This is a genomic window from Paracoccus suum, assembly GCF_003324675.1.
Lineage (GTDB): Bacteria > Pseudomonadota > Alphaproteobacteria > Rhodobacterales > Rhodobacteraceae > Paracoccus > Paracoccus suum.
The window spans coordinates 2,049,159-2,075,818 of sequence record NZ_CP030918.1 but is presented as its reverse complement, the minus strand read 5'-3'; the positions used below and the strand labels follow the sequence as shown (position 1 = coordinate 2,075,818).

The 26,660-nt window shown below is 67.2% G+C and carries 24 protein-coding genes; 10 read left to right on the top strand and 14 right to left on the bottom strand.

Features of this window, described 5'->3' with window-relative positions:
- Positions 1–91 precede the first annotated feature (91 nt).
- Positions 92–1,546, bottom strand: coding sequence for an ATP-binding protein (locus DRW48_RS10075; protein WP_241963231.1), 1,455 nt, complete (start codon positions 1,544–1,546; stop codon positions 92–94).
- Complete coding sequence (locus tag DRW48_RS10070; RefSeq protein WP_114076311.1) at positions 1,543–2,298, bottom strand: response regulator; 756 nt, start codon at positions 2,296–2,298, stop codon at positions 1,543–1,545. Before DRW48_RS10070 ends, DRW48_RS10075 begins: the two co-directional genes overlap by 4 nt.
- A 144-nt stretch (positions 2,299–2,442) precedes the next feature.
- Between DRW48_RS10070 and DRW48_RS10065 the strand changes: the two genes are divergently transcribed.
- Complete coding sequence (locus DRW48_RS10065; RefSeq protein ID WP_162784718.1) at positions 2,443–3,330, top strand: EF-hand domain-containing protein; 888 nt, start codon at positions 2,443–2,445, stop codon at positions 3,328–3,330.
- 395 nt (positions 3,331–3,725) lie between these two features.
- On the opposite strand, the gene DRW48_RS10060 is transcribed toward DRW48_RS10065, so the two are convergent.
- Both DRW48_RS10060 and DRW48_RS10055 read right to left on the bottom strand, forming a co-directional pair.
- Positions 3,726–6,515, bottom strand: coding sequence for an Rne/Rng family ribonuclease (locus DRW48_RS10060; protein ID WP_114077492.1), 2,790 nt, complete (start codon positions 6,513–6,515; stop codon positions 3,726–3,728).
- 512 nt (positions 6,516–7,027) lie between these two features.
- Positions 7,028–8,440 (bottom strand): class II 3-deoxy-7-phosphoheptulonate synthase, encoded by a 1,413-nt coding sequence (locus DRW48_RS10055; protein ID WP_114076309.1) that lies wholly within the window; start codon positions 8,438–8,440, stop codon positions 7,028–7,030.
- 161 nt (positions 8,441–8,601) lie between these two features.
- Here DRW48_RS10055 and ispF point away from each other — a divergent pair, with 161 nt between their 5' ends.
- Genes ispF through DRW48_RS10040 form a run of 3 tightly spaced genes read left to right on the top strand, consistent with a single transcriptional unit; the run spans position 8,602 to position 10,760 of the window.
- The gene (gene ispF, locus DRW48_RS10050; protein WP_114076308.1) at positions 8,602–9,738 is read left to right on the top strand and encodes a 2-C-methyl-D-erythritol 2,4-cyclodiphosphate synthase; all 1,137 of its coding nucleotides are present in this window, start codon (positions 8,602–8,604) and stop codon (positions 9,736–9,738) included.
- Between the two features lie 3 nt (positions 9,739–9,741).
- On the top strand, positions 9,742–10,236 hold the full coding sequence (locus DRW48_RS10045) for a phosphatidylglycerophosphatase A family protein (protein ID WP_114076307.1): 495 nt from the start codon (positions 9,742–9,744) through the stop codon (positions 10,234–10,236).
- The gene (locus tag DRW48_RS10040; protein ID WP_114076306.1) at positions 10,233–10,760 is read left to right on the top strand and encodes a CinA family protein; all 528 of its coding nucleotides are present in this window, start codon (positions 10,233–10,235) and stop codon (positions 10,758–10,760) included. Before DRW48_RS10045 ends, DRW48_RS10040 begins: the two co-directional genes overlap by 4 nt.
- An 81-nt stretch (positions 10,761–10,841) precedes the next feature.
- On the opposite strand, the gene DRW48_RS10035 is transcribed toward DRW48_RS10040, so the two are convergent.
- The 6 genes from DRW48_RS10035 to DRW48_RS10010 all read right to left on the bottom strand — a co-directional run bounded on the left by DRW48_RS10035 (position 10,842) and on the right by DRW48_RS10010 (position 18,392).
- Positions 10,842–12,353, bottom strand: coding sequence for a Ppx/GppA family phosphatase (locus DRW48_RS10035; RefSeq protein ID WP_114077491.1), 1,512 nt, complete (start codon positions 12,351–12,353; stop codon positions 10,842–10,844).
- Between the two features lie 118 nt (positions 12,354–12,471).
- Entirely contained in the window at positions 12,472–14,637 is a 2,166-nt protein-coding gene (locus DRW48_RS10030) for an RNA degradosome polyphosphate kinase (RefSeq protein ID WP_114076305.1), read from the bottom strand.
- A gap of 131 nt (positions 14,638–14,768) precedes the next feature.
- Entirely contained in the window at positions 14,769–15,602 is an 834-nt protein-coding gene (locus tag DRW48_RS10025; RefSeq protein ID WP_114076304.1) for a metal ABC transporter permease, read from the bottom strand.
- Positions 15,599–16,462: a metal ABC transporter permease gene (locus DRW48_RS10020; protein ID WP_114076303.1), complete on the bottom strand. Its 864-nt coding sequence runs from the start codon at positions 16,460–16,462 to the stop codon at positions 15,599–15,601. The genes DRW48_RS10025 and DRW48_RS10020 overlap by 4 nt, the downstream gene beginning before the upstream one ends.
- Positions 16,459–17,415 carry a manganese/iron ABC transporter ATP-binding protein gene (locus tag DRW48_RS10015; RefSeq protein WP_422385763.1) on the bottom strand — a complete coding sequence of 319 codons (957 nt, stop codon included), beginning with the start codon at positions 17,413–17,415 and terminating at the stop codon, positions 16,459–16,461. Before DRW48_RS10015 ends, DRW48_RS10020 begins: the two co-directional genes overlap by 4 nt.
- Before the next feature lie 65 nt (positions 17,416–17,480).
- Positions 17,481–18,392: a metal ABC transporter substrate-binding protein gene (locus DRW48_RS10010; protein WP_114076302.1), complete on the bottom strand. Its 912-nt coding sequence runs from the start codon at positions 18,390–18,392 to the stop codon at positions 17,481–17,483.
- 93 nt (positions 18,393–18,485) lie between these two features.
- Between DRW48_RS10010 and DRW48_RS10005 the strand changes: the two genes are divergently transcribed.
- The 3 genes from DRW48_RS10005 to DRW48_RS09995 all read left to right on the top strand — a co-directional run bounded on the left by DRW48_RS10005 (position 18,486) and on the right by DRW48_RS09995 (position 20,790).
- A complete protein-coding gene (locus tag DRW48_RS10005; protein WP_338418416.1) occupies positions 18,486–19,016 on the top strand; it encodes a Fur family transcriptional regulator in 531 nt (176 codons plus the stop codon).
- Between the two features lie 217 nt (positions 19,017–19,233).
- Positions 19,234–20,235 carry a ribosome small subunit-dependent GTPase A gene (rsgA, locus tag DRW48_RS10000; RefSeq protein WP_241963230.1) on the top strand — a complete coding sequence of 334 codons (1,002 nt, stop codon included), beginning with the start codon at positions 19,234–19,236 and terminating at the stop codon, positions 20,233–20,235.
- A 93-nt stretch (positions 20,236–20,328) separates the two neighbouring features.
- Positions 20,329–20,790, top strand: coding sequence for an Lrp/AsnC family transcriptional regulator (locus tag DRW48_RS09995; protein ID WP_114077488.1), 462 nt, complete (start codon positions 20,329–20,331; stop codon positions 20,788–20,790).
- A 9-nt stretch (positions 20,791–20,799) separates the two neighbouring features.
- On the opposite strand, the gene DRW48_RS09990 is transcribed toward DRW48_RS09995, so the two are convergent.
- Positions 20,800–22,101, bottom strand: a complete 1,302-nt coding sequence (locus DRW48_RS09990; protein WP_114076300.1) for an NAD(P)/FAD-dependent oxidoreductase — start codon at positions 22,099–22,101, stop codon at positions 20,800–20,802.
- Positions 22,102–22,115: 14 nt separating this feature from the next.
- Positions 22,116–22,736, bottom strand: coding sequence for a helix-turn-helix domain-containing protein (locus DRW48_RS09985; protein WP_114076299.1), 621 nt, complete (start codon positions 22,734–22,736; stop codon positions 22,116–22,118).
- A gap of 100 nt (positions 22,737–22,836) precedes the next feature.
- On the opposite strand from DRW48_RS09985, the gene DRW48_RS09980 reads away from it, so the two are divergent.
- The 3 genes from DRW48_RS09980 (at position 22,837) to DRW48_RS09970 (ending at position 25,050) form a co-directional block, all read left to right on the top strand.
- Positions 22,837–23,601 (top strand): ABC transporter substrate-binding protein, encoded by a 765-nt coding sequence (locus DRW48_RS09980; RefSeq protein ID WP_114076298.1) that lies wholly within the window; start codon positions 22,837–22,839, stop codon positions 23,599–23,601.
- Positions 23,602–23,668: 67 nt separating this feature from the next.
- Positions 23,669–24,319: an amino acid ABC transporter permease gene (locus DRW48_RS09975; RefSeq protein WP_199286084.1), complete on the top strand. Its 651-nt coding sequence runs from the start codon at positions 23,669–23,671 to the stop codon at positions 24,317–24,319.
- Positions 24,316–25,050 (top strand): amino acid ABC transporter ATP-binding protein, encoded by a 735-nt coding sequence (locus DRW48_RS09970; RefSeq protein WP_114076296.1) that lies wholly within the window; start codon positions 24,316–24,318, stop codon positions 25,048–25,050. Before DRW48_RS09975 ends, DRW48_RS09970 begins: the two co-directional genes overlap by 4 nt.
- A 21-nt stretch (positions 25,051–25,071) precedes the next feature.
- On the opposite strand, the gene DRW48_RS09965 is transcribed toward DRW48_RS09970, so the two are convergent.
- Together DRW48_RS09965 and DRW48_RS09960 are read right to left on the bottom strand one after the other, a co-directional pair.
- Positions 25,072–25,734 (bottom strand): FadR/GntR family transcriptional regulator, encoded by a 663-nt coding sequence (locus tag DRW48_RS09965; RefSeq protein WP_114076295.1) that lies wholly within the window; start codon positions 25,732–25,734, stop codon positions 25,072–25,074.
- Positions 25,734–26,573 (bottom strand): sulfite exporter TauE/SafE family protein, encoded by an 840-nt coding sequence (locus tag DRW48_RS09960; protein WP_114076294.1) that lies wholly within the window; start codon positions 26,571–26,573, stop codon positions 25,734–25,736. Before DRW48_RS09960 ends, DRW48_RS09965 begins: the two co-directional genes overlap by 1 nt.
- Positions 26,574–26,660 lie beyond the last annotated feature (87 nt).

Sequence of the window (26,660 nt, the reverse complement as noted above, 5' to 3'; positions counted from 1 at the left end):
GCCAGATCTCGCAGAACCTTTATCGACCCGGAACGGCGGCATCCCCGCCAAGGGGGCCGCGCCGACGCACCGCGCAATCGCGTTGTCTGCCTCAGCCCTCTACCGCCGCCTCAACGGGACGCGGCAGCGTCAGCCGCGCGATCAGCCCGCCGCCGGGACGATTGAGCAGGGTTACCTCGCCGCCATGCGCCTGCACGATGCTCCGCGCGATCGAGAGGCCCAGCCCCGTGCCCCCCGTCTCGCGCGAGCGTGACGCCTCGAGCCGCACGAACGGGTCGAACATGCGGGGCAGTTCTGCCTCCGGGATGCCGGGGCCACGGTCGGCGATCTCGATCGTGGCGGTCTGCGCACCGGCCCGCAGGGTGATCTCGACCGCATCCGCCGCGCCGCCATATCGGCGGGCGTTGTCGATCAGGTTGCGCAGCGCGCGCCGGATCGTGGCGGGGCGCAGGCGCAGCATCACTGGCGCATCGGGCAGGACCAGCCGCATGCCGACGCCCTTGTGCTCGCCCTCGTCCTCCAGATCGCGCAACAGATCGCGGGCGTCGACGCTCTCGACCGCCTCGCGGGTCCAGACGCCGCGGGCATAAGTCAGCGTCTGCTCGACCATCTCGCCCATCTCGGCCAGCGAGATCAGCAGCCGCTCGCGGGTTTCGTCGTCATCGACCATCTCGGCCCGCACCCGCAGCGCAGTCAGGGGCGAGCGCAGGTCATGGCCGAGCGCGGCCAGCATCTGCGTGCGGTCGCTGACCATCCGATGGAGGCGCTGCTGCATCTGGTTGAAGGCTTCGGTCAGGGCACGCATCTCGAAGGGGCCGGTGGCGGGCAGATCACCCACCTCCTCGCCGCGGCCGAGACGCTCGGCCGCGCCGGCGAGGCGGCGCAGCGGTCCCAGCATCCGCCCCAGCGTCAGCCACAGCGCGACGCCGATGGCGGCAGCGGCGAGAATGAAGCTGACCAGCGGCAGCACCGGCAGGCTGTGATCAGGTCGCGGAAAGCGGATCTCGGCGTTCAGCCAGTCGCCATCAGCCAGTTGCAAGCTGATCGTCAGCGCGCGCGGATCGACGCTGTCCGGCGGCGGCCTGCGCCGCATGCGGCCGTCGCGGTCGAGGCGTTGCGGTGGCGGCTGAGGCGGGGCAATGACCTGCGCGCCGCTGATGTCGGTCAGCGCCATGCGCATGGTGCGCTCACCCACGTCCGACATCGCCGCCGCCAGGCGACGCCGCGCGCGCTTCAACCCCGGGCCGTCGCTGTCGAGGGTCGGGCGTGCCTCGATAGCCAATTGCGTCAACGGCGTTTCTGTCGCCCGCAGCAGGTTGGCGTGCAGATCGCGAGGCGTGCGGTCGAGGACAAAGATCAGAGCCGCAGTCCGGTCGAGGGCCTCGCCGATCTGCGCGGCGCGCACCGCCTCGGTCCGGGTTACGACAGTGATGGCCGCGCTGATCGCCTGCGCCACCGCGAGGGCCAGAAGCACCGCCAGAAGCAGCTGGCCCCGCAGGCTGGTGGGCAGGGGGATGAGCGGGCCGCGGTCAGCGGGCTCGGTCACAACCGCCTCACGTCTGCGGTCAGGCAGTAGCCGCCGGCGCGCACCGTAGAGATTATCGCCGGGTTGGCGGGATCGGCCTCGATCTTGCGGCGCAGGCGGCTGACGAGGTTGTCGATACTGCGATCGAAGGCGGCGGGCTGGCGGCCACTGACCGCGTCGAGCAGGGTTTCGCGCGACAGGACGCGGCGCGGACGCTCCAGCAGCGTCGTCAGCAGGCGAAACTCGGCAGTGGTCAGGCGCATGGCCTCACTGTCGGCCTCGGCATTGGCCGCTCCGTCGTCCGCGACATCCGGCTCGCGACTCAGGGTTTGCCGATCAGTGTCCAGCACCCAGCCGGCAAAGGCGACGGCGCTGCCGGTCAGGCCGCCGGCGAGCGGCTCGGGGCGCTCGGCACGGCGCAAGATGGCCTTGATCCGGGCCAGCAACTCGCGCGGGTTGAAGGGCTTGGGCAAGTAGTCGTCGGCCCCGATTTCCAGCCCGACGATGCGGTCGGTATCGTCGCCTAGGGCGGTCAGCATCAGCACCGGCGGTCCGCCCGCCGCAGCAAGGCGGCGGCAGGCCGAGAGCCCGTCCTCGCCCGGCATCATCAGGTCAAGCACCACCAGGTCGACCCGCGCCTCGGCCAGACGGACGTCCATCTCGGCCGCATCGCGCGCGGCACTGGTGCGCATCCCGTTGCGTTCCAGATAGCGGGTGACGGCGTCACGGATCTCGCGGTGGTCATCGACGACCAGGATGTGCGGCAGGCTCATGTCCCGAGGATAAGCGGCGGGCCGCCGCCGCGCGAGCGTCGCGTGGACGCGATGACACTTTGATACAAAACCGAAGGGCCGCGGGGATCGTTGTGATACCGACGCGCCCCAGTTTGAGGGCACCGAAGCAAGAGGAACCTGTTGATGACCAATTCCAGGATGAGCATGCTGGCCCTCGCTGCCGCGACCGCACTGGTCGGCACGATGCCTGCATTCGCGCAGACAGCCCCGACGCCGGCGACCCCCGTGCCCCCGGCCGCAGCTGCTCCCGCTACCCCCGCACCCGATGCCGCCGCGCCCGCGGCCGCCGACGCTGCAGCCCCGTCCGCGACCGACGACATGTCCAAGGACGACATGGGCAAGGGGCACATGGACCGGAAAGGCAAACATGGCGGCCCCGGCCATGACGGCAAGCGCGGCGGCAAGGACCGCAAGGGCGATCGGCACGGCATGGTGATGATGCCCGGCCTGATGGAGCGTTTCGACACCGACAAGGACGGCAAGATCACCCCGGCCGAGACCGAGGCCGGCATTGCCGCCTTGGTGACGGAGTTCGACGCCGACAAGGACGGCGCGCTGCAGATGCCGGAATACGAGGCGCTGCAGGTCGAGATCATGCGTCCCATGACCGAGCGCGCCTTCCAGCGCCTCGATGCCAATGGCGACGGCAAGATCGATCAGGCGGAGGCCGCCGCCGCGGCCAAGCGCATGGGTGACATGGGTGGCAAGGGCCCGCGCATGGGCCCCGGCGGCATGCCGCCGCGCCCCGACGGCGCGCCTAACGACGCGCGGGCGCCGGGCGCGCCGGCACCCGACGCGGCTGCGCCGTCCGCCCCGGCGCCCGACGCCTCAACCCCCGCCCCGGATGCCACCGCGCCGGCCACACCCGCTCCCGATAGCGCGGCGCCGAGCGTGACGCCGCCAGCCCCGGCAGCGACCGACACCCCGGCGACCCCCGGAGCCACGCCGGTCGCGCCCGAGGCGACGCCTCCGGCAGCGACGACGCCGGGCACGACCGCGCCCAGCAATTGAGGCGGCCAAAGACCCAAGAAAGGGAGCCGCCGGGAAACCGGCGGCTCTTTTTGTTGAGGGTAGGGTTTATCGGATGCGCGACTGGCGGGGTCCACGTTAGCGGCCATTTACGCGACCGCCGAGAAAGACCGGGCGATTTACGCTGCTTCCCCGGCCCTCGGTAAGGATGATCGATCCTGCCAGTCGGCACACCGACTGGATCGAAAACGTTGAACGCGCGGCGCGGACTGGCAATGAGAATGGGTGGATTACCCGCCCGTCCTGAAGCCGAGACGCGAGCGCTGGCCCAAAAAGCGAGAGGTGTGTGCTGGCGTGAAACAGCGAGACGCGCGTGCTGCCAGAAAGAAGAAAGCCGCTGGCTGGACCAGCGGCTCTCCAAGGCATGTGCGATGGTGTCAGGCGCCGAAGGACCACCAGCCGCGTCGCTTGGGCTTGGGACTCGCCTCTTCGACGGCTGGCTCGGCATCGGCATTCGCCGCGGGCGCAGGGGCCGGGACCGGCGAAGGAGCCACTGGGGCGACCACCGAAGCTTGCTCAGCCGGCGTTTGCTCGACGGGGGTCTCGCCCAGAACCGACAGGCTCTCCTCGATGCTTGCCTCGACATGGTCAGGCACGACCGGCGCAATCATGGTTTCCGCCGGGATCTCGCGGGCCTCGGCCGGGACAGTCGCGGCCTCGTCGGACGCAGCGCCCGAGGCAGTGTCGCCCGTGGCCCCAGCTTGCTCGTCGAGCTCGGCCGTTTCAGGTGCCGGGGCTAGCAGGTGCTGCGCCGCCTCGTCCACGTCCGCAGAGCCCGCGGCCGAACCTTCGGCAGCCGCGCCGTATTTGCCGCCACGCACGCGGCGGCGGCGGCGGCGCGGGCCTTCGTCACCTTCGCCGCTGGCCGCGGCTTCCGCCGGGTGCGCGTCGGTATCACCGTCCTCGCCCGCGATTTCGGGTTCGGCCTCGCTGGCAACTCCTTCGCCCTCGGTGCCCGCCTCGTCCTGCCGTCCACCGCGCCGGCGGCGGCGGCGGCGGCGGCGGTTGCGGCCGCCATCTTCGCCACCGTCCTCGGTGTCGTCGCTCTCCGCTTCTCCCACGACATCGGCACCCTCGGCCGCTGCTGCGGCTTCGGCCTCGAAGGCGGCGCGGTCCGCAGCGTCGGCCGCGGCCTCGGCAGCGATCCGCGCTGCGGTATCGTCGTCGCCCTCGTCATCGATGGCAGCCATCAGCGAGGCATCGACGGACAGCGCATGGCGCTCTGACGGTTCGGCCAGCATCCGGGTTGCTGTCTTGAACTTTTCCAGCGACCAGTCAGGGGAGATCAGCGCCGGGTCGGCCTCGATCCGCACGGACATTGCGGTGCGCGCCTCGATCAGTGCGATATGCTCGCGCTTCTGGTTGATTAGGAAGTTCGCCACCGCGACCGGCGCACGGACCAGCACCTCGCGCGAGCGCTTGCGCGTGCCTTCCTCCTCGATGCCGCGCAGGATCGACAGCGCCAGGCTGTCGTCTGAGCGGATCAGGCCGGTGCCGTGGCAGTGCTGGCAGGGCTGGGTGGTCGATTCCAGCATGCCGGGACGCAGCCGCTGGCGCGACATCTCGAGCAGGCCAAAGCCGCTGATGCGGCCGACTTGGATGCGCGCGCGGTCGGTCTTCAGCCTGTCCTTGAACCGCTTTTCCACCGCGGCGTTGTTGCGCCGCTCGTCCATGTCGATGAAGTCGATGACGATCAGGCCGGCCAGATCGCGCAGGCGCAACTGGCGCGCGACCTCGTCGGCCGCCTCGCAGTTGGTCTTGTAGGCGGTATCCTCGATGCTGCCTTCCTTGGTCGCCCGGCCGCTGTTCACGTCGATGGCGACCAGCGCCTCGGTGATGCCGATGACAATATAGCCGCCCGACTTCAGTTGAACGACCGGATTGAACATGCCGGTCAGGTAGCTTTCCACCTGATAGCGCGAGAAGAGGGGCATGGGGTCGGTGTAATGCTTCACCGTCCGGACCTGGTCGGGCATGATCATCGCCATGAAGTCGCGCGCGGTGCGATAGCCGCGCTCGCCCTCGACTAGGATCTCGTCGATCTCGCTGGAGTAGAGATCCCGGATCACGCGCTTGGTCAGATCGCCTTCCTCATAGATCGGCGCCGGCGCGATCGAGCGGAAGGTCAGTTCGCGGATCTGCTCCCACAGGCGCATCAGGTATTCGTAGTCGCGCCGGATCTCGGTCCGGGTCCGCTGGCTGCCAGCGGTGCGGATGATCAGGCCGGCACCCTGCGGCACCTCCAGCTCGCCCGCGATGTCCTTCAGCTTCTTGCGGTCTGCGGCATTGGTGATCTTGCGGCTGATACCGCCGCCGCGCGCTGTGTTGGGCATCAACACGCAATAGCGGCCAGCGAGCGACAGATAGGTGGTCAGCGCCGCGCCCTTGTTGCCGCGCTCTTCCTTGACGACCTGGACCAGCATGATCTGCCGGACCTTGATGACTTCCTGGATTTTGTAGCGGCGCGCGCGGGGCTTGCGCGGGGCGGGCATGTCGTCCGCGACATCGGCCTCGCCCACGGATTCGATGGATTCGTCGTCCTGCGAGGCGTCGCGGCGGGCCTCGGGGGTGTCACCCTCGGCTTCCGCTTCCGGGGCGTCCGCGTCTGCCTCGGACGCGTCCGGCGCATCGACCTCGGTGAAGGCGACCTCGACGGCCTCTTCGTCCGAGGAGGAATCCTCGCCGATGGTCATGATCTCGTCGCGGGTGTCGTCCTCGGGGTCGGCCTCGGCCAGTTCCATCCCGGCGATGGCTTCCGAGGCGATGGCAGCGTCGAGGGTTCCGACGCTCTCGGCGCGGGCGCGCTCGGGCTTGGGGCTGCGGCGGGGACGGTTAGCGCGGTGCTCGCGCGCGTCCTCCTCGGCCTCGGCGGCGGCGGCGGCGGCACGCTCCTCCTCCAGGAGGGCGCGGCGATCCTCGGCCGGGATCTGGTAATAGTCCGGGTGGATCTCGGCAAAGGCGAGGAAACCGTGCCGGTTGCCGCCGTAGTCCACGAACGCCGCCTGCAGCGACGGCTCGACCCGGGTTACCTTGGCAAGGTAGATATTTCCGGCGAGTTGCCTTTTGTTGACCGTCTCGAAATCGAATTCGTCAACCTGGGTTCCGTCCACCACGACCACCCGAGTCTCCTCGGCATGGGTCGCGTCGATAAGCATTTTCTTGGCCATGTAACTTTCTTTCACGCAGCGGCCGCCCGCCCCTGTCAGGGGATGCGGATCGTGCAACGCTGCGGCTGGTCTGGGGAGCGAGGGACGCCAGGCAGAATGGAGGCAGTATCGGGCCGCGGTCACCCGCAACCTGCCTTGCCGTCATCCGCCCTGCGCGATCCATCGCGTCCGTTGTCCTGTCTACCCCGAAATCCGGCACAGCCGGGAGGGGCGCGAGAATGCGTCCGGGCATCAAAGCCTCGGCACGCGTTGCTTTCCGCGCAGCTCGATCGCCCTGTCTGGGGCGCATCTTGCCACGCTGCGAAACCGTAAGCGCAGGGGCGGTGTCCGGCCGGGGCCGACGCATCCCGCGCACGAGGCGACCTTAGCCGCGATCCGCGCCGCAAGACAATCCTCAATTGTATTCAGGCCGCCGCGCACTGGGCAAAACGCATTGCCCGACAAGTCCTTGGCCCGGCGATAGGGGCGCGCCCCGCGATGCGGAGCGGGCCAAGCGGCGGCAGTAGGACCGATCAGCCGGCGCGGACCGCAGCTTGAGGCGCGGTGCGGCGGCGGTTACGCAGTTCCTCGGCGACGAGGAACGCCAGCTCCAGCGACTGGCTGGCGTTCAGGCGCGGATCGCAGGCCGTGTGATAGCGCGAGGACAGGTCCTCGTCGGTCACCGCGCGAACGCCGCCGGTGCATTCGGTCACGTCCTGGCCGGTCATTTCGAAATGCACGCCGCCGGGGATGCTGCCCTCGGCCGCATGGACGGCAAAGAACTCGCGTACCTCGCGCAGAACCTGCTCGAACGGACGGGTCTTGTAGCCCGAGGCCGACTTCACGGTATTGCCGTGCATCGGATCGCAGGACCAGACGACATTGGCGCCCTCCTCCTGCACCGCGCGGATCAGGCGCGGCAGGTGATCGCCAACCTGGCCGGCGCCAAAGCGGGCGATCAGCATCAGCCGGCCGGCCTCGTTGGCCGGGTTCAGCCGCTCGATCAGGCGCTTCAGGTCATCCGTCGTGATCGAGGGGCCGCATTTCAGGCCGATCGGGTTCTGCACGCCGCGGCAGAACTCGACATGCGCGCCATCGACCTGGCGGGTGCGATCCCCGATCCAGATCAGGTGGCCCGAGCCGGCCACCGGCAGACCGGTGGTGGAATCGATCCGGGCAAGCGCTTCCTCGTATTCCAGCAACAACGCCTCGTGGCTGGTGTAGAACTCGACCATCGCCAACTCTTGGGCGCTGTCGGCGGTGACGCCCGCCGCCTGCATGAAGGCGAGCGCATCCGACAGTCGGTCGGCGATGTCGCGGTAACGCTCGGCCTCTGGACCCTCGGCAAAGCCGGTGACCCAGCTGTTGACGCGGTGAATGTCGGCATAACCCCCGGTCGAAAACGCCCGAAGCAGGTTCAGCGACGCGGCTGCCTGGGTATAGGCCAGCAGCATCCGCGAGGGATCGGGGATGCGTGCCTCGGGGGTGAAGTCAAAGCCGTTGATGATATCGCCGCGGTAGGACGGCAGCTCGACGCCGCCCGCAACCTCGGTCGGGGCGCTGCGCGGCTTGGCGAACTGGCCGGCGACGCGGCCGACCTTGATCACCGGCATCTGCGCGCCCCAGGTCAGCACCACCGCCATCTGCAGCATCACCTTGAAGGTGTCGCGGATGTTGTCGGCGCTGAACTCAGCAAAGCTCTCGGCGCAATCGCCGCCCTGCAGCAGGAAGGCGCGGCCGGCGGCGACGTCGGCCAGATGGGCGCGCAGCCGCCGCGCCTCGCCGGCGAACACCAGCGGCGGAAACTTGGACAGCTGCGCCTCGACCGCGCTGAGGGCGGCGGCGTCGGGATAATCCGGCATCTGCACACGCGGATAGGCGCGCCAGCCGTCCTTGTCCCACGAACTGGTCGGGCGGGCAGGATCGAGGCGGGCATCGGTCGCCATGGCAAAAGCTCTCCGCTGTGCAGGATGGATTTGGGCTGACATAAGGGCATCCTTGCCCGAGGGAAAGGGTCCGGCCTGCCTTTGGCCTGTCAGGGCTGAGCGAGGCGGCCTGCGGCCAAGGCGCAATTGCACCCTTCCCCGCCATCGCCTAATCCTCGCGCATGAAAATCGCCGCCATCATCACCGCCGCCGGGCGCGGCCTGCGCTGCGGGCCGGGCGCGCCAAAACAATGGCGTAACCTGGCCGGCCAGACAGTGCTGGCGCGTGCCGCCGCCGCATTCGAAGGCCGCGCCGCGTGTTGTATCATCGTGCTGCATCCGGACGACATGGCGGAAGGCGTTGCGCTGTTTGCCGGCACCGCGGTGCTGGTCGCCGGGGGCGAGACACGCTCGGCCAGCGTGCGTGCCGCGCTCGAGGTGCTGGAGGGCTCGGACGTCACGCATGTGCTGATCCATGACGGCGCCCGGCCGTTGGTGTCGCCGGTCGTGATCGACGGGGTGATCGCCGCGCTGTCGGGCGGCGCGCCCGCTGCCGCGCCGGGCCTGCCGGTGACCGACGCCCTGTGGCGGACCGAGGGCACGCGCATCGTCGCCGCGACGCCACGCGACAACCTGGCCCGCGCGCAGACCCCGCAGGGCTTTGCGCTGGACGCAATCCTCGCCGCGCATCGCGCGCATCCGGAGGGGGCTGCCGATGATGTCGAACTTGCCCTGCGCAACGGGTTGGAGGTCACGCTGACGCCGGGCTGCGAGGACAATCTGAAGATCACCTGGCCGGACGATCTCGCCCGCGCCGAGCGACTGCTTGGGGGGCACGCGATGGATGTTCGCATGGGTAACGGCTTTGACGTGCATGCGCTTGGGCCGGGGGATCATGTCACCCTGTGCGGCCTGCGCCTGCCCCATAGCCACGGGCTGGTCGGCCATTCCGACGCCGATGTGGGGATGCACGCGCTGACCGATGCCATCCTCGGCGCCTTGGCGGAGGGCGACATCGGCCGCCATTTCCCGCCCAGCGACGCGCAATGGAAAGGTGCCGACAGCGCCATCTTCCTTGCACGCGCGGCCGAGATCGCCGCCGCCCGTGGGTATCGCCTCGGCAATGCCGATGTGACGCTGATCTGCGAGGCACCCAAGATCGGACCCCATGCCGCCGCGATGCGGAGCCGGCTGGCGGAAATCCTCGGCTGCGAGCCCGGCCGCATCAGCGTCAAGGCAACCACAAGCGAGCGGCTGGGTTTCACCGGCCGGGGCGAGGGCATTGCCGCCATCGCCACCGCAACCTTGATCGGGAACTGAGGCATGGACCGTTTCATCGCCACCATGGGCGGCATCGGCTGGGTTAGGCCGGCTTCCGGCACGGTCGCCTCGGCGGTCGCCGTGCTGCTGGGGCTGGCGCTGCACCGCATCGGGCATTTCCCGCTGCTGGCGGCGGGCACAGTCGTCGTGATCATTGCCGGCTTCTGGTCGGTGCGCCGCTATACCGCCGGCATGACCGACAAGGACCGCCCGGAAATTGTCATCGACGAGATGGCCGGCCAGTGGATCGCGCTCTGCGCGCCCTCGGCCGGATTCTGGTTCGCGGGACTACCGGCCGACCGCTTTCCCTATCCCGGCTGGGTGGCGGCGTTCCTGTTCTTTCGCCTGTTCGACATCTGGAAGCCATGGCTGGTCGGGCGCGCCGATCGCCGCGGCACGGCCAATTCGGTGATGGAGGATGACTTGTGGGCCGGCGCGATGGCGGCACTCTGCACCATCCTCGCGGCCGCGCTGTCGCATCTGGTGCTGCTGCCATGAGCGATCCCCAGTCACTGCTGGACCTCGCGCTCCGCAAGGGCGTATCGGTCGCCACTGCGGAAAGCTGCACCGGCGGGCTGCTGTCGGCGCGGCTGACTGCGGCCCCCGGCTCGTCGGCAGCCTTCGAGCGCGGCTTTGTCACCTACTCCAACGACGCCAAGATCGAACTGCTGGGCGTCGAACCCCGGACACTGGAGACCGAGGGCGCGGTCAGCGAGGCCGTGGCCCGGCAGATGGCCATCGGCGCCCTGACGCGCAGCAATGCGCGGCTGGCTGTGTCGGTGACGGGGATCGCGGGTCCGGGCGGCAGCGAACACAAGCCCGAGGGCCGGGTCTGCTTTGGCGTTGCGACCGAGGCCGGCACGCGCACGGAAACCGTCGAGTTCGGCCCCCGCGGCCGCGACAAGGTCCGCGAGGCGAGCGTCGCCCATGCGGTAGAGATGATGACCGCCGCATTGAAAGAGATGCCGGACCACAGCGGCGAAGGCTCAGGGCCAGAGGCTGATCACGACAGCGCGGACTGACAGGAGGCGCAAGAAGCGACTGCGACCCCAACTGCAACGCAGCGCTAGTCGGCCCTTTTGGACTTTAGCCGCGGCGCAGCGCTAGAGGGCGACCTCGGCCTCCAGTTGCAGCGCGGCGGCCAGCGATTCAAAACGCGCCAGCGCGACCTCACCCATCAGATCGCGCCCGATCTTGCTCAGCTTCAGGCGCAGTTTGCCCGGCTGCAGCGACAGCTTGCCAGCGCGGGCGGGATCGTCGACCGAGAACATCGCCCCGAACCGCATCGCCTTGCCCAGCACCTCGGCCTCGCGGAGCTCTTCCGGGCTCAGCATGTCGAAGAGTTCGGCCATGGGCGATCCGGAACGGCTGGACCGATATCGGTGCAGCAGGGCAACGCCCAGGAACACACGTTCCGAATGACTCATCGCCGCCATGTTGGCGCGCGTGACATTGTCGAAACAGGCCTCGGCGCGGTAGTCGGGGTGCGCACGCCAGGTGGTGTCGTGCAGATAACAGGCAGCCAGGTTCAGCCGGGCGCGCTCCGGCGGCGCGTCGGCGAACAGCGGCAACAAGAACTTGTGCAGTTTTTTGCCAAACCCGGGCATGCGCGCCATATGGGCCTCGGCAAAGCGTGCAGCCTCGATCAGCGGGTCGCGCCGGCGAAGGTCGGGGGCCATCTGCTCGTACAGCAACCCCTCGCGAATCCCGTAGGACGAAACAGCGAACTCGGCCGGCGCAAAGGTGGCCGACAATTGCCGAAGCACCTCGGCCGCCAGTGGGACCAGTTCGAGCCTCGAGTTGGAGATGCCGCTCTTGCCCTTGAGGTTCGAGATCTGGGTGTCAGCGATGACCTTGACCGTCGCGGCGATGTCGTCCGGCGACATGCGGTATTCATGCAGCACCGTCATCGGGTAGTTGCGGCGTTCCATGTCGAGCCGCGCAATCGCCCGCCAGCTGCCGCCGACCAGGTAGATGCGCTCGTAGTCGGTGCCCATCTTGCTCGCAAGATCCTCTAGCACCTCTTTGATATATTTTCGCAATCCGGCCTTGCCGCCCTTGACCTGCTGCAGGCGGAACGGCCCCAGAGGAGAGCTGACACGGCGTCCGATCTTGCCGCCCTCGACCTCGGCCAGTTCCATGCTGTTGCCGCCGATGTCGCACACAAGCCCCTTGGCATCGGGCCAGCCCAGCAACACGCCCTGGGCCGACAGACGCGCCTCTTCCTCGCCATCGATGACGATTAGCTTAAGCCCCGTCTCGGCCTCGACCTGCTCGCGGAACGCGGGACCATCCTCGGCGTCGCGCACAGCGGCCGTGGCGACGCAGGTCAGGGGCGCAAGGCCCATGCCGTCGGCGAGCGTCGCAAAGCGGCGCAGCGCCGCCAGGCCGCGCACGACACCCTCTGGGTTCAGGCGGCCGCTGGTCGAAAGCCCCGCGCCAAGGCCGGCCATGACCTTTTCGTTGTAGAAATAGGCAGGTGAGCGGGCCGCCCCGTCGAACACCACCATGCGGATCGAGTTCGATCCTACGTCCACCACCCCCACCCGGCTCAGCGCCCGGGCCGAAGGGTCAAGGAGGAGGTTTGCAATGCCGTCGGCTTGGGGACGTGTCATGTCGGCCTCGTAGCTATGGCGTGGCAGGCTGGCAAGATCGCGGCGCAAGTGCGGAGCCGATGACCCGGCGTCAGTCGGCACCGAGCGCAGAGCGGATGTGCGCTGCGCCCGGCGACCGTCATTCCTGCGAATGGGTCAGGGCCGGCACATCGCGCGCCCCCGCCGAGCCACGGCCGGACAGCGACGGGTTCTCCATGAAGAAGCGGTGGCAACTGAACAGATCGTCGCGTCCCGCCGGAAGGTGCCGCAGATAGCGACCGTCCGGCCCGAGCACCCAGGACGAGGCCTCGTCGGCAAGGTTCGCGGCCATGATCTGGCTGACGATCTGATCCTTGACGGTCTCGTTGACGCATTCGACCAACGTCTCGACGCGGCGGTCGAGGTTGCGGTTCATCCAGTCGGCCGAAGACATGAACACCCGTGCCCGGTGCGAGGGCAATTGGTGGCCGTTGCCCACGCACAGGATGCGGGAATGTTCGAGGAACCTTCCTACGATGGATTTCACGCGAATATTTTCTGACAAACCCTTGATACCAGGTCGTAAAACGCAAACACCCCGGATGACTAGGTCAATCTTCACGCCGGCCTGAGAGGCCGCATAAAGGGCATCCACGACCTTGCTGTCGGTCAGGCTGTTCATCTTTGCCCAGATAGAGGCCGGGCGGCCGCGGCGGGCAAAATCCGCCTCGCGCGCAATCAGGTCAAGGAGGGCGGGTTTCAGTTCGATTGGCGCGATGGCCAGTTTTTCCAGACCCTCCGGCTGAACATATCCGGACAAGTAATTGAAGACCTTGGTCGCGTCCCGCCCCAGCGCGGGGTCACAGGTGAACAGCGACAGGTCGGTATAGATGCGCGCGGTGATCGGGTGATAGTTGCCGGTGCCGAAGTGGGTATAGGTGACCAGCCGGTCCCCCTCGCGACGCACGACAGTGCTGATTTTGGCGTGGGTTTTCAGAGCCATGAAGCCGTAACTTACATGCGCGCCCGCGCGCTCCAGGCGGCGCGACTGGCGGATGTTCGCGGCCTCGTCAAAGCGGGCCTTGAGTTCAACCAGGGCCATCACCGACTTGCCGGCCTCGGCCGCCTCGCACAGCGCGTCGACGATCGGGCTATCGCGGCTGGTGCGATAAAGGGTTTGCTTGATCGCCAGAACGTCGGGATCGCGTGCCGCCTGGGCAAGAAAGCGCACGACCATGTCGAAGGTTTCGTAGGGGTGGTGCAGCAACATGTCCTTTTGCCGGATCGCGGCGAACATGTCGCCGTCATGGTCCTGCACCCGCTCCGGGACGCGCGGGGTAAAGGCGGGCCATTGCAGATCGCGACGGTTGTCCAGCACCAGCTCGCGCAGATCGGCCATGCCGACGAGGCCCTGCACCTCGATCACCTCATCGGGGCCGACGTCCAGTTCATGTTCGATCAGGCGGCGCAGACGGTTGGGCGCGCCGGCGCTGATCTTGAGGCGGATGACCTCGCCGCGGCGCCGGCGCTTCAGCGCGGTCTCGAACTCGCGCACCAGATCTTCGGCCTCGTCCTCAAGCTCCAGATCGCTGTCGCGCAAGACGCGGAAGGTGCAATGGCCGGCGTCGCGATAGCCGGGGAACAGTTCTTTCAGATGCATCAGCAGCAGGTGTTCCAGCCGCACAAAGCGTGCCTTGCCGGGCAGCGCGACAAAACGCGGCAGCTGCGCCGGGATCGGCAGCAGGGCTTCCATCTGCCGGCCGTCAGCCTCGCGGGCCAGCTCGATCGCCAGCACGAAGCCGGTGTTCGGGATGAACGGGAACGGGTGCGCGGGGTCGATGGCCAGCGGTGTCAGCACGGGAAAGACCTGCTCGCGGAACTGCTGCGCGAGGTATTCACGCTCGGCCCGGGTGACGTTGGAGGGCGCGATCAGCGTGATGTCCGCCGCTTCCATCTCGCTCCGCAGGCGGTTCCAGACGCCCTGCTGCGCGTCCATCAGCCGCCGCGCGTCGGCGTTGACCAGCGACAGCTGCTCAGCCGGCGACAAACCGTCATCGCTAAGCCGGGTATTGCCCTCGCGCGCGAGCTCGCGCAGGCCGGCCACGCGGACGGTGTAGAACTCGTCCAGATTGGCGGCACTGATGGACAGGAACCGCAGGCGTTCCAGCAAGGGCACGCGCGGGTTGCGCGCCTCGTCCAGCACCCGCCAGTTGAAGCTGAGCCAGCTCAGCTCGCGGTTGAAATAGCGAGCCGGGCCCTCGGGTGGATCGCCCGGATTGTCACGCGCGGCAGGAAAGGGCGAGCGGAGGAAGTCTGCTTGGGTCATGATCGATTTTTTTGGGCCAACAGCGCTGAAAAGCAAGGCAGAACGCGTGACCGGCGGGGGTGAGCGTTCCGGCGACGCTTGTCGCCGGGGTTGATGGCGGAATTATGACAGTCCGGCGACCATTGCCCGCATCAGGCGCGGCTGGCCCTGCGTGTCACGACCATCCGCCGTGCAAACGCAGCGAGGAACATCGCCGTCAGGATCAGTACGATTGTCGGCGCCGGTGCGCTGTCGAGATAAAAGCTGGCGTGGACCCCGCCCAGCGTCGCGGCGAGGCAGACCGCCACTGCAACCGCCATCATGGCGGCAAAGCGCCGCGCCAGCAGGAAAGCGATGGCCCCTGGCGCGATCAGCAGGCCGACCGCGAGGATCAGCCCGACCGAGGCCAGCATCGCCACGATCACCCCCGCGAGCATGACCAGCAACCCGTAATGCAGCCAGCCGGTGCGCAGCCCGCTGGCCCGCGCCTGTATCGGATCAAAGCTGAACAGCAGCAGATCGCGCCATTTGAGCGCCAGCACCGCCGCGACGCCAAGGCCGATCAGCCCGCTGGTCAGCAGCTCCTGGCGGTCGATACCCAGCATGTTGCCGAACAGGATGTGGTCGAGGTGGATGCTCGATCCGGTCCAGGCGTGAATGACCAAGCCAAGGGCAAACATACCGGAAAAGACGATGCCCATGGCGGTGTCGGCCTTGATGCGGCTGTTGCTGGCCAGAAACCCAACCGACAGCGCGCAGGCCATTGCGGCGAGGAACCCGCCCAATCCGTAGGGCAGACCCAGAAGGTAGGCGATCACGACCCCGGGCATGGTCGCATGGCTGGCGGCATCGCCGAGCAGCGCCCAGCCCTTGAGGACAAGAAAACACGACAGCATCGCCGCGCCGGGCGAGATCAGCAGCGCCGCCAGATAGGCGTTCTGCATGAAGGGGAACTGCAGCGGTTGCAGCAGGGCTTCGACGCTCATGCCGCGGCCCCCTCACTCAGGGCGGCTCTGGCGCGGGCGCGCGCCGCCACCCAGCCGTGCCGCGGCGAAAAGGTGAAGGCGGCAAGGAACAGCAGCGTCTGCAGCACGACGATGACGCCGCCTGTCGCGCCGTCGAGGAAATAGCTCACATAGGCGCCCAGCGCGCAGGTCAGGGTACCTATCGCTACGGCCAGCATCAGCAGGCGTGGAAACCGCTCGCACAGCAGATAGGCAGTGGCGCCCGGCGTGACGACGAGGGCGATCACCAGAAAGGCGCCGACGGTCTGCATCGCCGCCACCACGCTGGCCGCCAGAAGGGCAAAGAACAGCCCCTTCAGAAGGGGCGGCCGCAGACCAACGGCGCGGGCGTGCGTCTCGTCGAAGAAGACCACCATCAGGTCCTTCCAGCGCAGCAGCAGGACCGCCATCGTGACGCCGCCAATCAGCGCCAGTTGCAGCGTGTCGCCGGGGGTGATGGCCAGGATATTGCCTTGGGTAATGGTCTGGATGCTGATCGCCATCGGGTTGATTGAGGGGATGAACAACCCCAACCCGAAGAACGCGGTGAAGATCAGCCCGATCACCACGTCGGTCTTCAGGCCCGAGCGGTCCGACAGAAACAGCATCGAGCCTGCCGCGAGGGCCCCGGCGACAAAGGCGCCGAGAGCAAAGGGCAGGCCCAACAGCTGCGCGACCGCGACGCCGGGGACGACCGAATGGCTCAGCGCGTCGCCGATCAGGGACCAGCCCTTGAGCATCAGGTAGCAGGACAAAAAGGCGCAGACCCCCCCGACCATGGCCGAGACCCAGATCGCGTTGATCATGTAGCCATAGGCGAAGGGTTCGAGCAGCACGCTCATGGCCGGCCTCGCGGCGCAGCCTCGTGCGCCTCAGTGGCGCCCGGACCGGGCGGCTCGGTCACGCCATTGTCTCCGGGTTGGCCGTAATGGACGAAAGGACGCTCGTCATCGGTCAGGATGGTCAGGCGACGGGCGTCGTCGCCGGCGTCGTGGTGCAGGTCCGAGCCGCCCAGCGTCACGCGCCGCAAGGCGCCGCCGAACGCCGCCTCGAGGTTATCGTGGGTAAAGGTGCTCGCGGTTGGTCCGGCCGCAAGGACCGTTCCCTTGACCATCACCACCCGGTCGCAGAACTCGGGGACCGAGCCGAGGTTGTGGGTGCTGACCAGCATCACCCGCCCCTCGGCCCGCAGATCGCGCAGCAGGGCGATGATCTGTTCTTCGGTCAGGACATCGACGCCGGTGAAGGGCTCGTCCAGCAGAATCACCTGCCCGTCCTGGGCGAGGGCGCGCGCCAGGAACACGCGCTTTTTCTGGCCGCCCGACAACTCGCCGATCTGGCGGTGCCGGAAATCCGCCATGCCGACCCGCGCCAAGGCGGCATCAACGGCCGCCCGGTCCGACGCGCGCGGTCGGCGCAGCAGGCCCATGTGGCCGTAGCGGCCCATCATCACAACGTCCTCGACCAGTACCGGAAAGGACCAGTCGACCTCCTCGGCCTGCGGGACATAGGCTATCAGGTTCTGGCGCAGCGCCTGCGAGACCGGCCGGCCAAGCAGGCTTATGCTGCCGCCACCGGCCGGAACAAACCCCATGATCGCCTTGAACAGCGTGGATTTCCCGGCCCCGTTGACACCCACGAGCGCAGTGATCGTGCCGCGCGGCAGGGCAAAGCTGGCGTGGTGCAGCGCAGTATGGCCATTGCGGTAGGTAACCGTCACATCGCGCGCGACGATGCCGTCGAAACCCGACTGATCCTCCGCGGCGCGCCGAGGCTCGGGCGACGCCTGAGTTATCAGCGGCCCGGTCGATTCATCCTGACGCAACCTGTCCGCCCTGCTGTCCGCGTCGGTTGGAAGACTCACTTGGCCGCGCCCTCTGTCAGACCCTTGGCGATTGTATCGGTCGTCACCTTCAGCAGGTCCAGATAGCTCGGCACCGGGCCCCCCGCCTCGGACAGGCTGTCGACATAGAGGACGCCGCCGTAATGCGCGCCGGTTTCGCGGGCGATCTGCTGAGCCGGCTTCTGGCTGACCGTGCTTTCGCAGAACACAGCGGGGATCTGGTGCTCGCGCACGCCGTCAACCACCTTTCGCACCTGCTTTGGGGTGCCCATCTGGTCGGCGTTGATCGGCCACAGATATAGCTCGTGCATGCCGAGGTCGCGCGCGAGATAGCTGAACGCCCCCTCGCAACTGACAAGCCAGCGGCGATCCTCGGGCAGGGCCGCGATCTCGGCTTTCAGCGGAGCGATGGCATCGGTCAGGGTCTGCTTGTAGGCCGCGGCATTGGCCTGATAGGCAGCCGCGTTCGCAGGGTCATGGGCGGCAAAGGCGCGGGCGATGTTATCGACATAGATGCCGGCATTGGTCAGGCCCATCCAGGCATGGGGGTTCGGCTTGCCCTGGTATTTTCCCTCGCCGATCGGGATCGGCTCGATCCCTTCCGAGGCGACGACAGCCGGTTTTGGCCCGAGCCCCTCGAGGAACTGGGTGAACCACAGTTCCAAGTCGAGGCCATTCCACAGGACCAGATCGGCATCGCTGGCGCGAACAATGTCCTGCGGCGTCGGCTCGTAGCCGTGGATTTCGGCCCCGGGCTTGGTGATCGAGACGACCTCGGCGTGATCGCCGGCGACATGCTGTGCCATGTCGGCCAGCACCGTGAAAGTGGTCACGACCTTCATCTTCCCGTTCGGGCCCGCCGCTTCCGCCCCTGACATCAAGGCCAGCGCCGCGACCCCCGCCGCCAATCGTCCGATCCCGCCCGCCATAACGCCTCCTTTTGAGAATGACTTGCATCATCTATGACAGATGCAAACAGCTTGCAAGTTGCGCTGACCGTAGCTGCATGCGAAACTTTGGCCATGTCGGACGCCCAGCCACCTGCCAGACCACCAGAGCCGCAAGGCCCCGCCGCGCGGCCAACCTCGCCGCCGCCCTCGCCCATGGCCCGCGCGACGCGCCTCCCCGACCATCCCGTTGCGCGCGCGGCGATCATCCAGCACATGTTGGCCGGCGCCGGACTGCGCGTCACCCGGCCGCGTCAAGCCATAGCCGAGGTGCTGCTGTTGGCCTGGGACCATCCCGACGCCGAGGCCGTGCTGGCCCGCGCCCGCGCCATCGACCCCAGCATCTCGCAGGCGACCACCTATCGCACGCTCGCCGTGCTGGCGGACAAGGGCTACTTGCGGACCCACAACTTCGGCACCGGCGGCGCCCGCTACGAGGTCGCCGAACAGCATCACGACCATCTGGTGGATGTCGACACTGGCGCGGTGATGGAGTTCGTGTCGGCCGAGATTGAAGCCCTGCAACAAAAGATCGCGGACCGGTTCGGCTATGACATTGTCGACCACCAGCTGGTGCTGTTCGGCAAGCAGCGGGCCAAAGGCTGAGGCCGCGATCTTTTGGGCGGGCGGGAATTACAGACGCCAGCGCCAGTTCAGTGGAATTCGTTCCCTTGGAGAAAGCTCGCGCGCGCCCGAATTGGCTTCCGCGCCGCTACCAGGGTTTGCTCGTGGAGGGGCGACCTGAAAAAAGACTTGCACCCCTTCCCCCTCGCCGCCATGCGAAAGCATCGTGGAACATTCCGATTACCCAGCTTCTCGCGCGTTGGCCGACCTCGGCTGGTCGGCTTTCTTTGCTGGTCAACGCGGCGCCGAGGAACTCGGACTGGTGCCCATGCGCGTTGCGACGGTCCACCGCAGCAGGCTGACCGCCATTGGCGAGGCGGGTGCGACGGGTGTCCAACTACCGCCCGGTGCGCGAACGACAGAGTTTGCGGTCGGCGACTGGGTTCTGGTCGACGCGGGGAGCGAGACGCTCGCCCGCCGGCTGGACCGACAGAGCTTGCTGCAGCGGCGGACCGAAGGGGGACATGCGCAACAACTGATCGCGGCCAATGTCGACACCCTCTTCATCGTCACGTCCTGCAATGACGATTTCAACCCGGCGCGGCTTGAGCGTTACTTGGCGCTGGCAAACGAAGCCGGGACCCAGCCGGTCATTGTCCTGACAAAGATCGATCAGGCGCCGGATGCGGCCCCCTATGTTGCCGCTGCCGAGGCGCTGCAGCGCGGCCTCAACGTGGTCCCGGTGAACGCGAAGGCGCCGGATGCCGCGCAGATTCTGGCGCCGTGGTGCGGTCCGGGACGCACCGTTGCGCTTGTCGGCTCGTCGGGCGTGGGAAAGTCTACCCTTCTTAACACGCTGTCCTCTCGGACGCCCGGAAAGCCCCAGCTCACCGGCAGCATCCGCGAGCAGGACGCCAAGGGGCGCCACACGACGACGTCCCGCTCTCTGCACGCCATCAACACGGGCGGCTGGGTGATCGACACGCCCGGCATGCGTACGCTGCATGTCAGCAACATTGCCGAGGGCCTGGAAGTGGTGTTCGCCGAGATCGCCGAACTAGCGCCGAACTGCCACTTTGCCGATTGCACCCACGACCATGAACCTGGCTGCGCGGTCCAAGCAGCAATCACCGCGGGCACCTTACAGCCAACACGCTTGGATCGTTGGCGCAAGCTCATCGAGGAAAACCGGACCAACACACCGGTTCGCACGGGTCCACGCGGCAACAAGGTCTTGAGGGCGCCCGGGAAACGACGGTAGCGCCGCCCCCGATGCGGGGCAGAAGTTAATAGTTGCCAGTTAAATCTGATCCATCATAGCCTGCGCCTGCCCCTGTGATGGAAACAATTGGCCGTGACCAAGGATATCGATCAGATTGATCGCAGCTTGCTGCGCGAGCTTCAGCGCGACGCCTCGCAGTCACAGCGCGAGCTGGCGGACCGGGTCGGGCTCAGCCAGAACACGGTCTGGCGACGGCTGAAGTCGTTTGAGGACGACGGGATCATCGAGAGGTGGTCCGTCCGCCTGAACCGGAACAAGGTCGGCGCCAGCCTCGCCGTGTTCACCATGATCCGCACGCGCAGCCATTCCGGAGAGTGGCTGCGCGATTTCCGCAAACGGGTGGTCGCCATCCCTGAGATCGTCGGGTTCTACCGGATTTCGGGAGACTTCGACTACATCCTCAAGGTGGTCGTGGCCGATATCGCCGAATACGATCGGGTCTACCAACAACTGATCGAGCGCACGGATCTCGAGACGGTCACCTCTTACTTCACCATGGAAGCGATTTTCGACGAACGTCCGCTCGCGCTTTGAAGGCCGGCGTCACCCCTGGCGCTCCTCCCACCGATCCTTCAGCAGGGACCAGGCGACCGTCGCTGTCACCGCCGGCTTTCGCATGAAATAGAACGGAATCGGACGCGGCGGGGTCGCCGGGAAGGGCAGCGCCGCGGTCGGCGTGCCACTGGCCCAATCGGCGAGAACCTTGCCCATCACTGACGCCATGGCGACCCCGCGCCCGTTGTAGCCCATCGCCGCCATGACGCCGGGGCCTAACTCGTTCAGGTGCGGGTAGTGGTCCTGCGTCATGGCGACAAAGCCACCCCAGGCAAACTTCCACTCGGCGTCACGCAGGGCGGGATACAGCGCGACCGAGGCGGCGCGCAGGCGCCGCATCTGCTCGGCGGTGCCGGACTCCGAATACTTCCCGCGCCCGCCCATGACGAAACGGCCCGCGGCATCCTTGCGGAAATAGAGCAGCAACCGGCGCGCGTCCGAGGCAGAATGCCCCTGCGGCAGAATGGTCGAGGCAACTTCGGGCGGCAGAACCTCGGTCGCGACCTGGACCGAGCGGATCGGGACCACGGTCCGGCGCATCTTGCCAAACGTTTTGCCGGTGTAGCCATTCGTGCAGATCAGCACCTTTTGCGCGCGGACCTGGCCCGCCTCGGTGCGCAGGACGTGCCCGACGCCGCTTCCCTCATGCGCGATGACGGGGCTGTGGCCATGGATCACGGCCCCGGCAGCAAGCGCGGCGTGGGCGAGGCCGAGCGCGTAGTTCAGCGGATGCAGATTGCCGCCGCGCCGGTCGATCATTGCGCCTAGATATGCATCCGTGCCCAACAGTTCGGCGGTCGTCTGGCGGTCGAGCAGGTCCAGCGGGGCGCCGCGGCGGTTCCACTGCTGGGCGCGCTTGCGGACCACGGCCTCCGACAGCTGGTTATGATAGGGCTGGATCCAGCCGGTTTGGTGCGCATCGCATTCGATCCCGAGCCGCGCGATTAGATCGAACACGAACTGCCCTGCCCCGCCGGACAGCGCGACCATCCGCGCGCCCATGTCCGGTCCATGCTGCGCCTCGATCGTGTCGGGATCCTCTTTCAGGCCCGGATTCACCTGCCCGCCATTGCGGCCCGACGCGCCCCAGCCGGGGGTCATTGCCTCGAGGAGGATGACCCGCAGCCCCCGCTCGGCCAGGTGCAGCGCGGCAGAGAGTCCCGTGTAGCCCCCGCCGACGATGGCGACATCGCAATCCGCCTTGCCCTGCAGCGGCGGGCAGTCCGGCGCGGGGTTGGCCGTCGCCGTCCACAGCGAATTGGCGATGACGCCGGCTTCATTCTCGATCATGCCTGACCCTCCCGTCAGTATACGGCCGGGGTTACCACCCACAGCACCTCGGTCGTCTCGTCGCCAGCGCACCAGAACCGGATCATGCGCGTCGCAGCGAAGGAAAAGCTGTCGCCGGCGCCGATGCGGTGGACCTCGCCATCGACCTCCAAAGCCAGAGCGCCGCTCAGGACGGTGCCGCATTTTGCGCCGGTCGCGTGGTTATAGGGTGTCTCGCCGGTCGAGCCGCCGGGGCGGATCACCAACCGCATCATCTGAATGCCGGTGCAACTGTCAGGGGTCATCAGCTCTTTCGCCATGCCCTTGACGCCGAGGTCCAGGACCCGCCGCTGGTGGCGGCGCACGACGATGTCACTCTCGTCCGGCGCGCCCGGCGCATCGAACAGCCAGCCGACCGGCATTTCCAGGGCCGCGCAGATCGCCCCGAGCGAGCGGACCGAGGGCATGGTCAGACCCCGTTCGATCTGGCTGATGAGGCCGATGGAAAGCTCGGCCCGACGGGCGACCTCGGCGATCGACAGGCGGCGAACCTTGCGCCGCTGGCGCAGCCGCGCGCCCAGGCTATCGCTGTCGGGGCGCTCCGGATCGGCTTCGGCGACAGACGGCGCATCGGACGTGGCGGGCGATGACAACATTTATTGACAACCTGAAGTTTGTTTCGTCACAATGAAATAATGATGATAGAATTTCAATACTGATGAATATTGGTCGTGGCGTCCAAAGGGGAGACAAGGGATGACGACAATCGCTTCACTCGTTCGCGGCACTGTCCTGGCACTGGCGGCAACTGCCATGACGGCAGGCGCCGGCATGGCGCAGGACGTGCTCAAGATCGGCTCGACCCCCTCGGGGATCCCGTTCACCTTCCTCGACGTCAAGACCAACCAGATCGACGGCGTGATGGTCGACATCATCAAGGCGATTGGTGAGGTCGAGGGCTTTTCCCCGCAGATCCAGGCGACCCAGTTCAATGCGCTGCTGCCGTCCCTGACCAGCGGCAAGATCGATGTCATCGCGGCGGCCATGTATGCCACGCCTGAACGCGCCAAGATCGTCGCCTTTAGCGAGCCCGTCTATTCCTATGGCGAAGGGCTGTTCGTCAAAAGCGACGACAAGACTGACTACAAGACCCTCGACGATCTGGCCGGCAAGACTGCCGGGGTCCAGGTCGGGACAGCCTATGTCGCGCCGCTGCAGGCCAGTGACAAGCTGAAGGAGGTGAAGGTCTACGACACCATCTCCGACATCATGCGCGACGTCGCTATCGGCCGGATCGACGCCGGCTTTGGGGACAAGCCGATCGTCGCATACCAGCTTTCGCAAGGCGCCTCGGCCAAGGTGCGGTTGGTGACGGACTACGACAGCCAGTACGTCGGCAACGTCGCCATCGCCGTGCGCCAGGATGATCCGGCGCTGCTGGCAAAGATGAACGACGGCCTGAAAAAGATCAAGGATTCCGGCAAGCTGGACGAAAGCATCAAGAAATGGGGCATCGAATGATGCCAGGCGCGGGCGGCGGTGCACACCGCCGCCCCGCGCCATCCGCACGTCGGGGAGGGACAGACTGATGGGGTTTTTCGCGCGGGCGGGTGAATACCTGCCCTTGCTTCTGGAAGGTGTCGTGCTGACACTGGTGGTGACCTTTTTCTCGGTCATCCTCAGCACCGCGCTCGGCTTTGTCTGGGCCGTCATGAGCTGGACAAAGCAACCGGTTCTGGTCGGGATCAGCCGCGGCTTCATCACCATGATCCGCGGCATCCCGATCATCGTGCAGCTGTTCTATATCTATTTCGTGATGCCCGACATCGGTATCAACCTGACCGCCGTGCAGGCAGGCATCATCGGCCTTGGCATCGCCTATTCGGCCTATCAGGCTGAAAACTTTCGCGCCGGGATCGAGGCCATCGACAAGGGCCAGATCGAGGCCGCTTATTCGATCGGCATGACCGACAGCCTGGTGATGCGGCGTGTGATCCTGCCGCAGGCGCTGCGCATCGTCATGCCGCCCTTTGGCAACACCATCATCATGATGCTCAAGGACAGCTCGCTCGTCTCGACCATCACGGTGGCCGAGTTGACACGCCAGGGGCAACTGGTCGCCGCCTCGACCTTTGACAACATGACGGTGTTTACGCTGGTCGCGCTGATCTACCTGGCCCTCAGCCTGCCGCTGACCTTCCTGACCCGTCACCTCGAGCGGAGGTTTTCGCAGACATGATCGCTGTCCAGGACATTCACAAATCCTATGGCGCGCTCGACGTCATCAAGGGCGTGTCATTCGACGTCGCCAAGGGCGAGGTGGTGTGCATCATTGGCCCGTCGGGGTCGGGAAAATCGACCATCCTGCGCTGCATCAACGGGCTGGAGACCTACAGCCGGGGCGCGATTCTGGTCGAGGGGGTCAAGGTTGACACCACCGCACCGTCGATCACCGCAATCCGTACCCAGGTGTCGATGGTGTTCCAGCGCTTCAACCTTTTTCCGCACCGCACCGTGCTGGAAAACGTCATGGAGGGACCGGTCTACGTCAAGCGCGTCCCCCGCGCCGAGGCGCGGGACGAGGCGGCGGCCATCCTCGACAAGGTGGGCCTCGGCTCAAAGCTGGATGTGCATCCGGCCCAACTTTCGGGCGGGCAGCAGCAGCGGGTCGCGATCGCCCGCGCCCTGGCGATGCGGCCCAAGGCCATCCTCTTTGACGAGCCGACCTCGGCCCTCGATCCCGAACTGGTGGGCGAGGTGCTGGCGGTGATGCGGGACGTCGCGGCGGAGGGGATGACCATGGTCGTCGTGACCCACGAGATGGAGTTTGCGCGCGCCGTCGCCAACCGCGTGCTGTTCCTCGAGTCGGGCACCATCATCGAGCAAGGCCCGCCGCAGGAAGTGCTGCGCAATCCCCAGCATCCACGGACGCAGGACTTTCTGCATCGCGTAATCCATCCTATGGAATAGGCCGCGTCGCCCTGCCCGGCCTCAACTGCGGCAGCGGCGCATCGTTTCGTCGACCCGCAACAGGTGCCGGCCCATGGCGTCGGCCGCGGCGTCAGGCTTGCCGCTGCCAATTGCGTCGACAATGGCCAGATGCTCGCCGCTGCGGTCGGCGATCTGCTCGGGGCTGAGGGTCTGGGCGCGCTCGCTATACCAATGCGTCATCTGCCGGACCGCGCGAATCTCCTGATAGATGCGCAGGAACAGCGGGTTGCCCGCGATCTCGGCGATGCGGTGATGGAAAATCTCGTCGGCGAACTCGTAGTTTCCGGGATCGTCAGCGGAAAACCCGCGCATCGCCAGTTGCTTGAGGCTCGCGACATCGGTGTCGCAGGCACGCGCCGCGGCGAGTGCGGCGAGCGCCGGCTCGATCTCGCGGCGCACCTCCATCACGTCGGCGGGTGAGATGGCGGTCGCGAGGCCCCGCAGCGCCTCGGCGCCCGGCGCAGGGGGTGGGGCGACGAAGGTCCCCTGCCCCTGCCGGCGAAAGATCTGGCCGCGCGCCTCCAGTTCTGACAGAGCGCGGCGCAGCTGGCTGCGGCCGACCCCGAGGCGGTCGGCCAGCACCCGCTCGGACGGCAGGCGGCCGTCGCCCCCGGCCGACGCCAGGGTCTGGCGCAGGCGCTCGGCCAGGGTCGCGGTCTCCATCAGCTGGCGCCGGTCATCAGGTCGATCCACATCCGCAGCGAGGTCAGCAGCAGGAACACGCCAAACGCCATGCGCAGGCGGCGCCGATCAATGCTATGCGCCAGCCGCACGCCATAGACCGCGAACCATGTCGACAGAGGAATGATGATCGCCGCCAGGAACAGGTTCACATAGCCCAGCGAAAACGGCGGCAGGCCCGGCTGGCCGAGGCCAGTCGCTGCATAGATGATCGCCCCCGGAACGCCGATGACAAAGCCCAGCGCGGCCGAGGTGCCGACGGCGCGGCGGATGTCATAGCCGAGGAAGTTCAGGATCGGCACGCCGACCGTGCCCCCGCCGATGCCCATCATGGCCGAGATCGCGCCGGTCAGAAAGCCGAGGATGGCCCATACCGGGGTGGAAAAGCCGCGCGGCTCGGCCGCGTCGTGCGGCCGACGCAGGATCATGTCCAGCGCCACGATCATGGCGATCGTTGCGAATACCGCCACCAGCACCCAGCCCGAGACATAGCCGCCGACGAGGCTGCCGAAGATCACCCCCAGGACAATCCACGGTACCCAACGCCGCATCAGGGCCATGTCCAGCGCCCCGCGCCGGTAATGGCCGTAGCTCGAAGAAAGCGCGGTAAAGACGATGGTTGCAAGCGAGGTGCCGACCGCCACCTGCATCGTCAGCGCCGGGTCCATCCCGGTCAGCGTCAGCGCGAAATAGAGCGTGGGGACGATGACGATGCCGCCCCCGACCCCCAGCAAGCCGGCGAGAACGCCGCCGAACACACCCGAGACGGCGGCCAGGGCCGTCAGTTCGATCAGCGCGTGACTGTCGATCCCGGCGATCATCGTGGCACCGCCAGAAGCTGGCCCAAGCGCTGTGGGGTATAAGGCCGGGCGCGAGTCCGGATGCCCCGAGCGGCAGCGCGGGTCTCG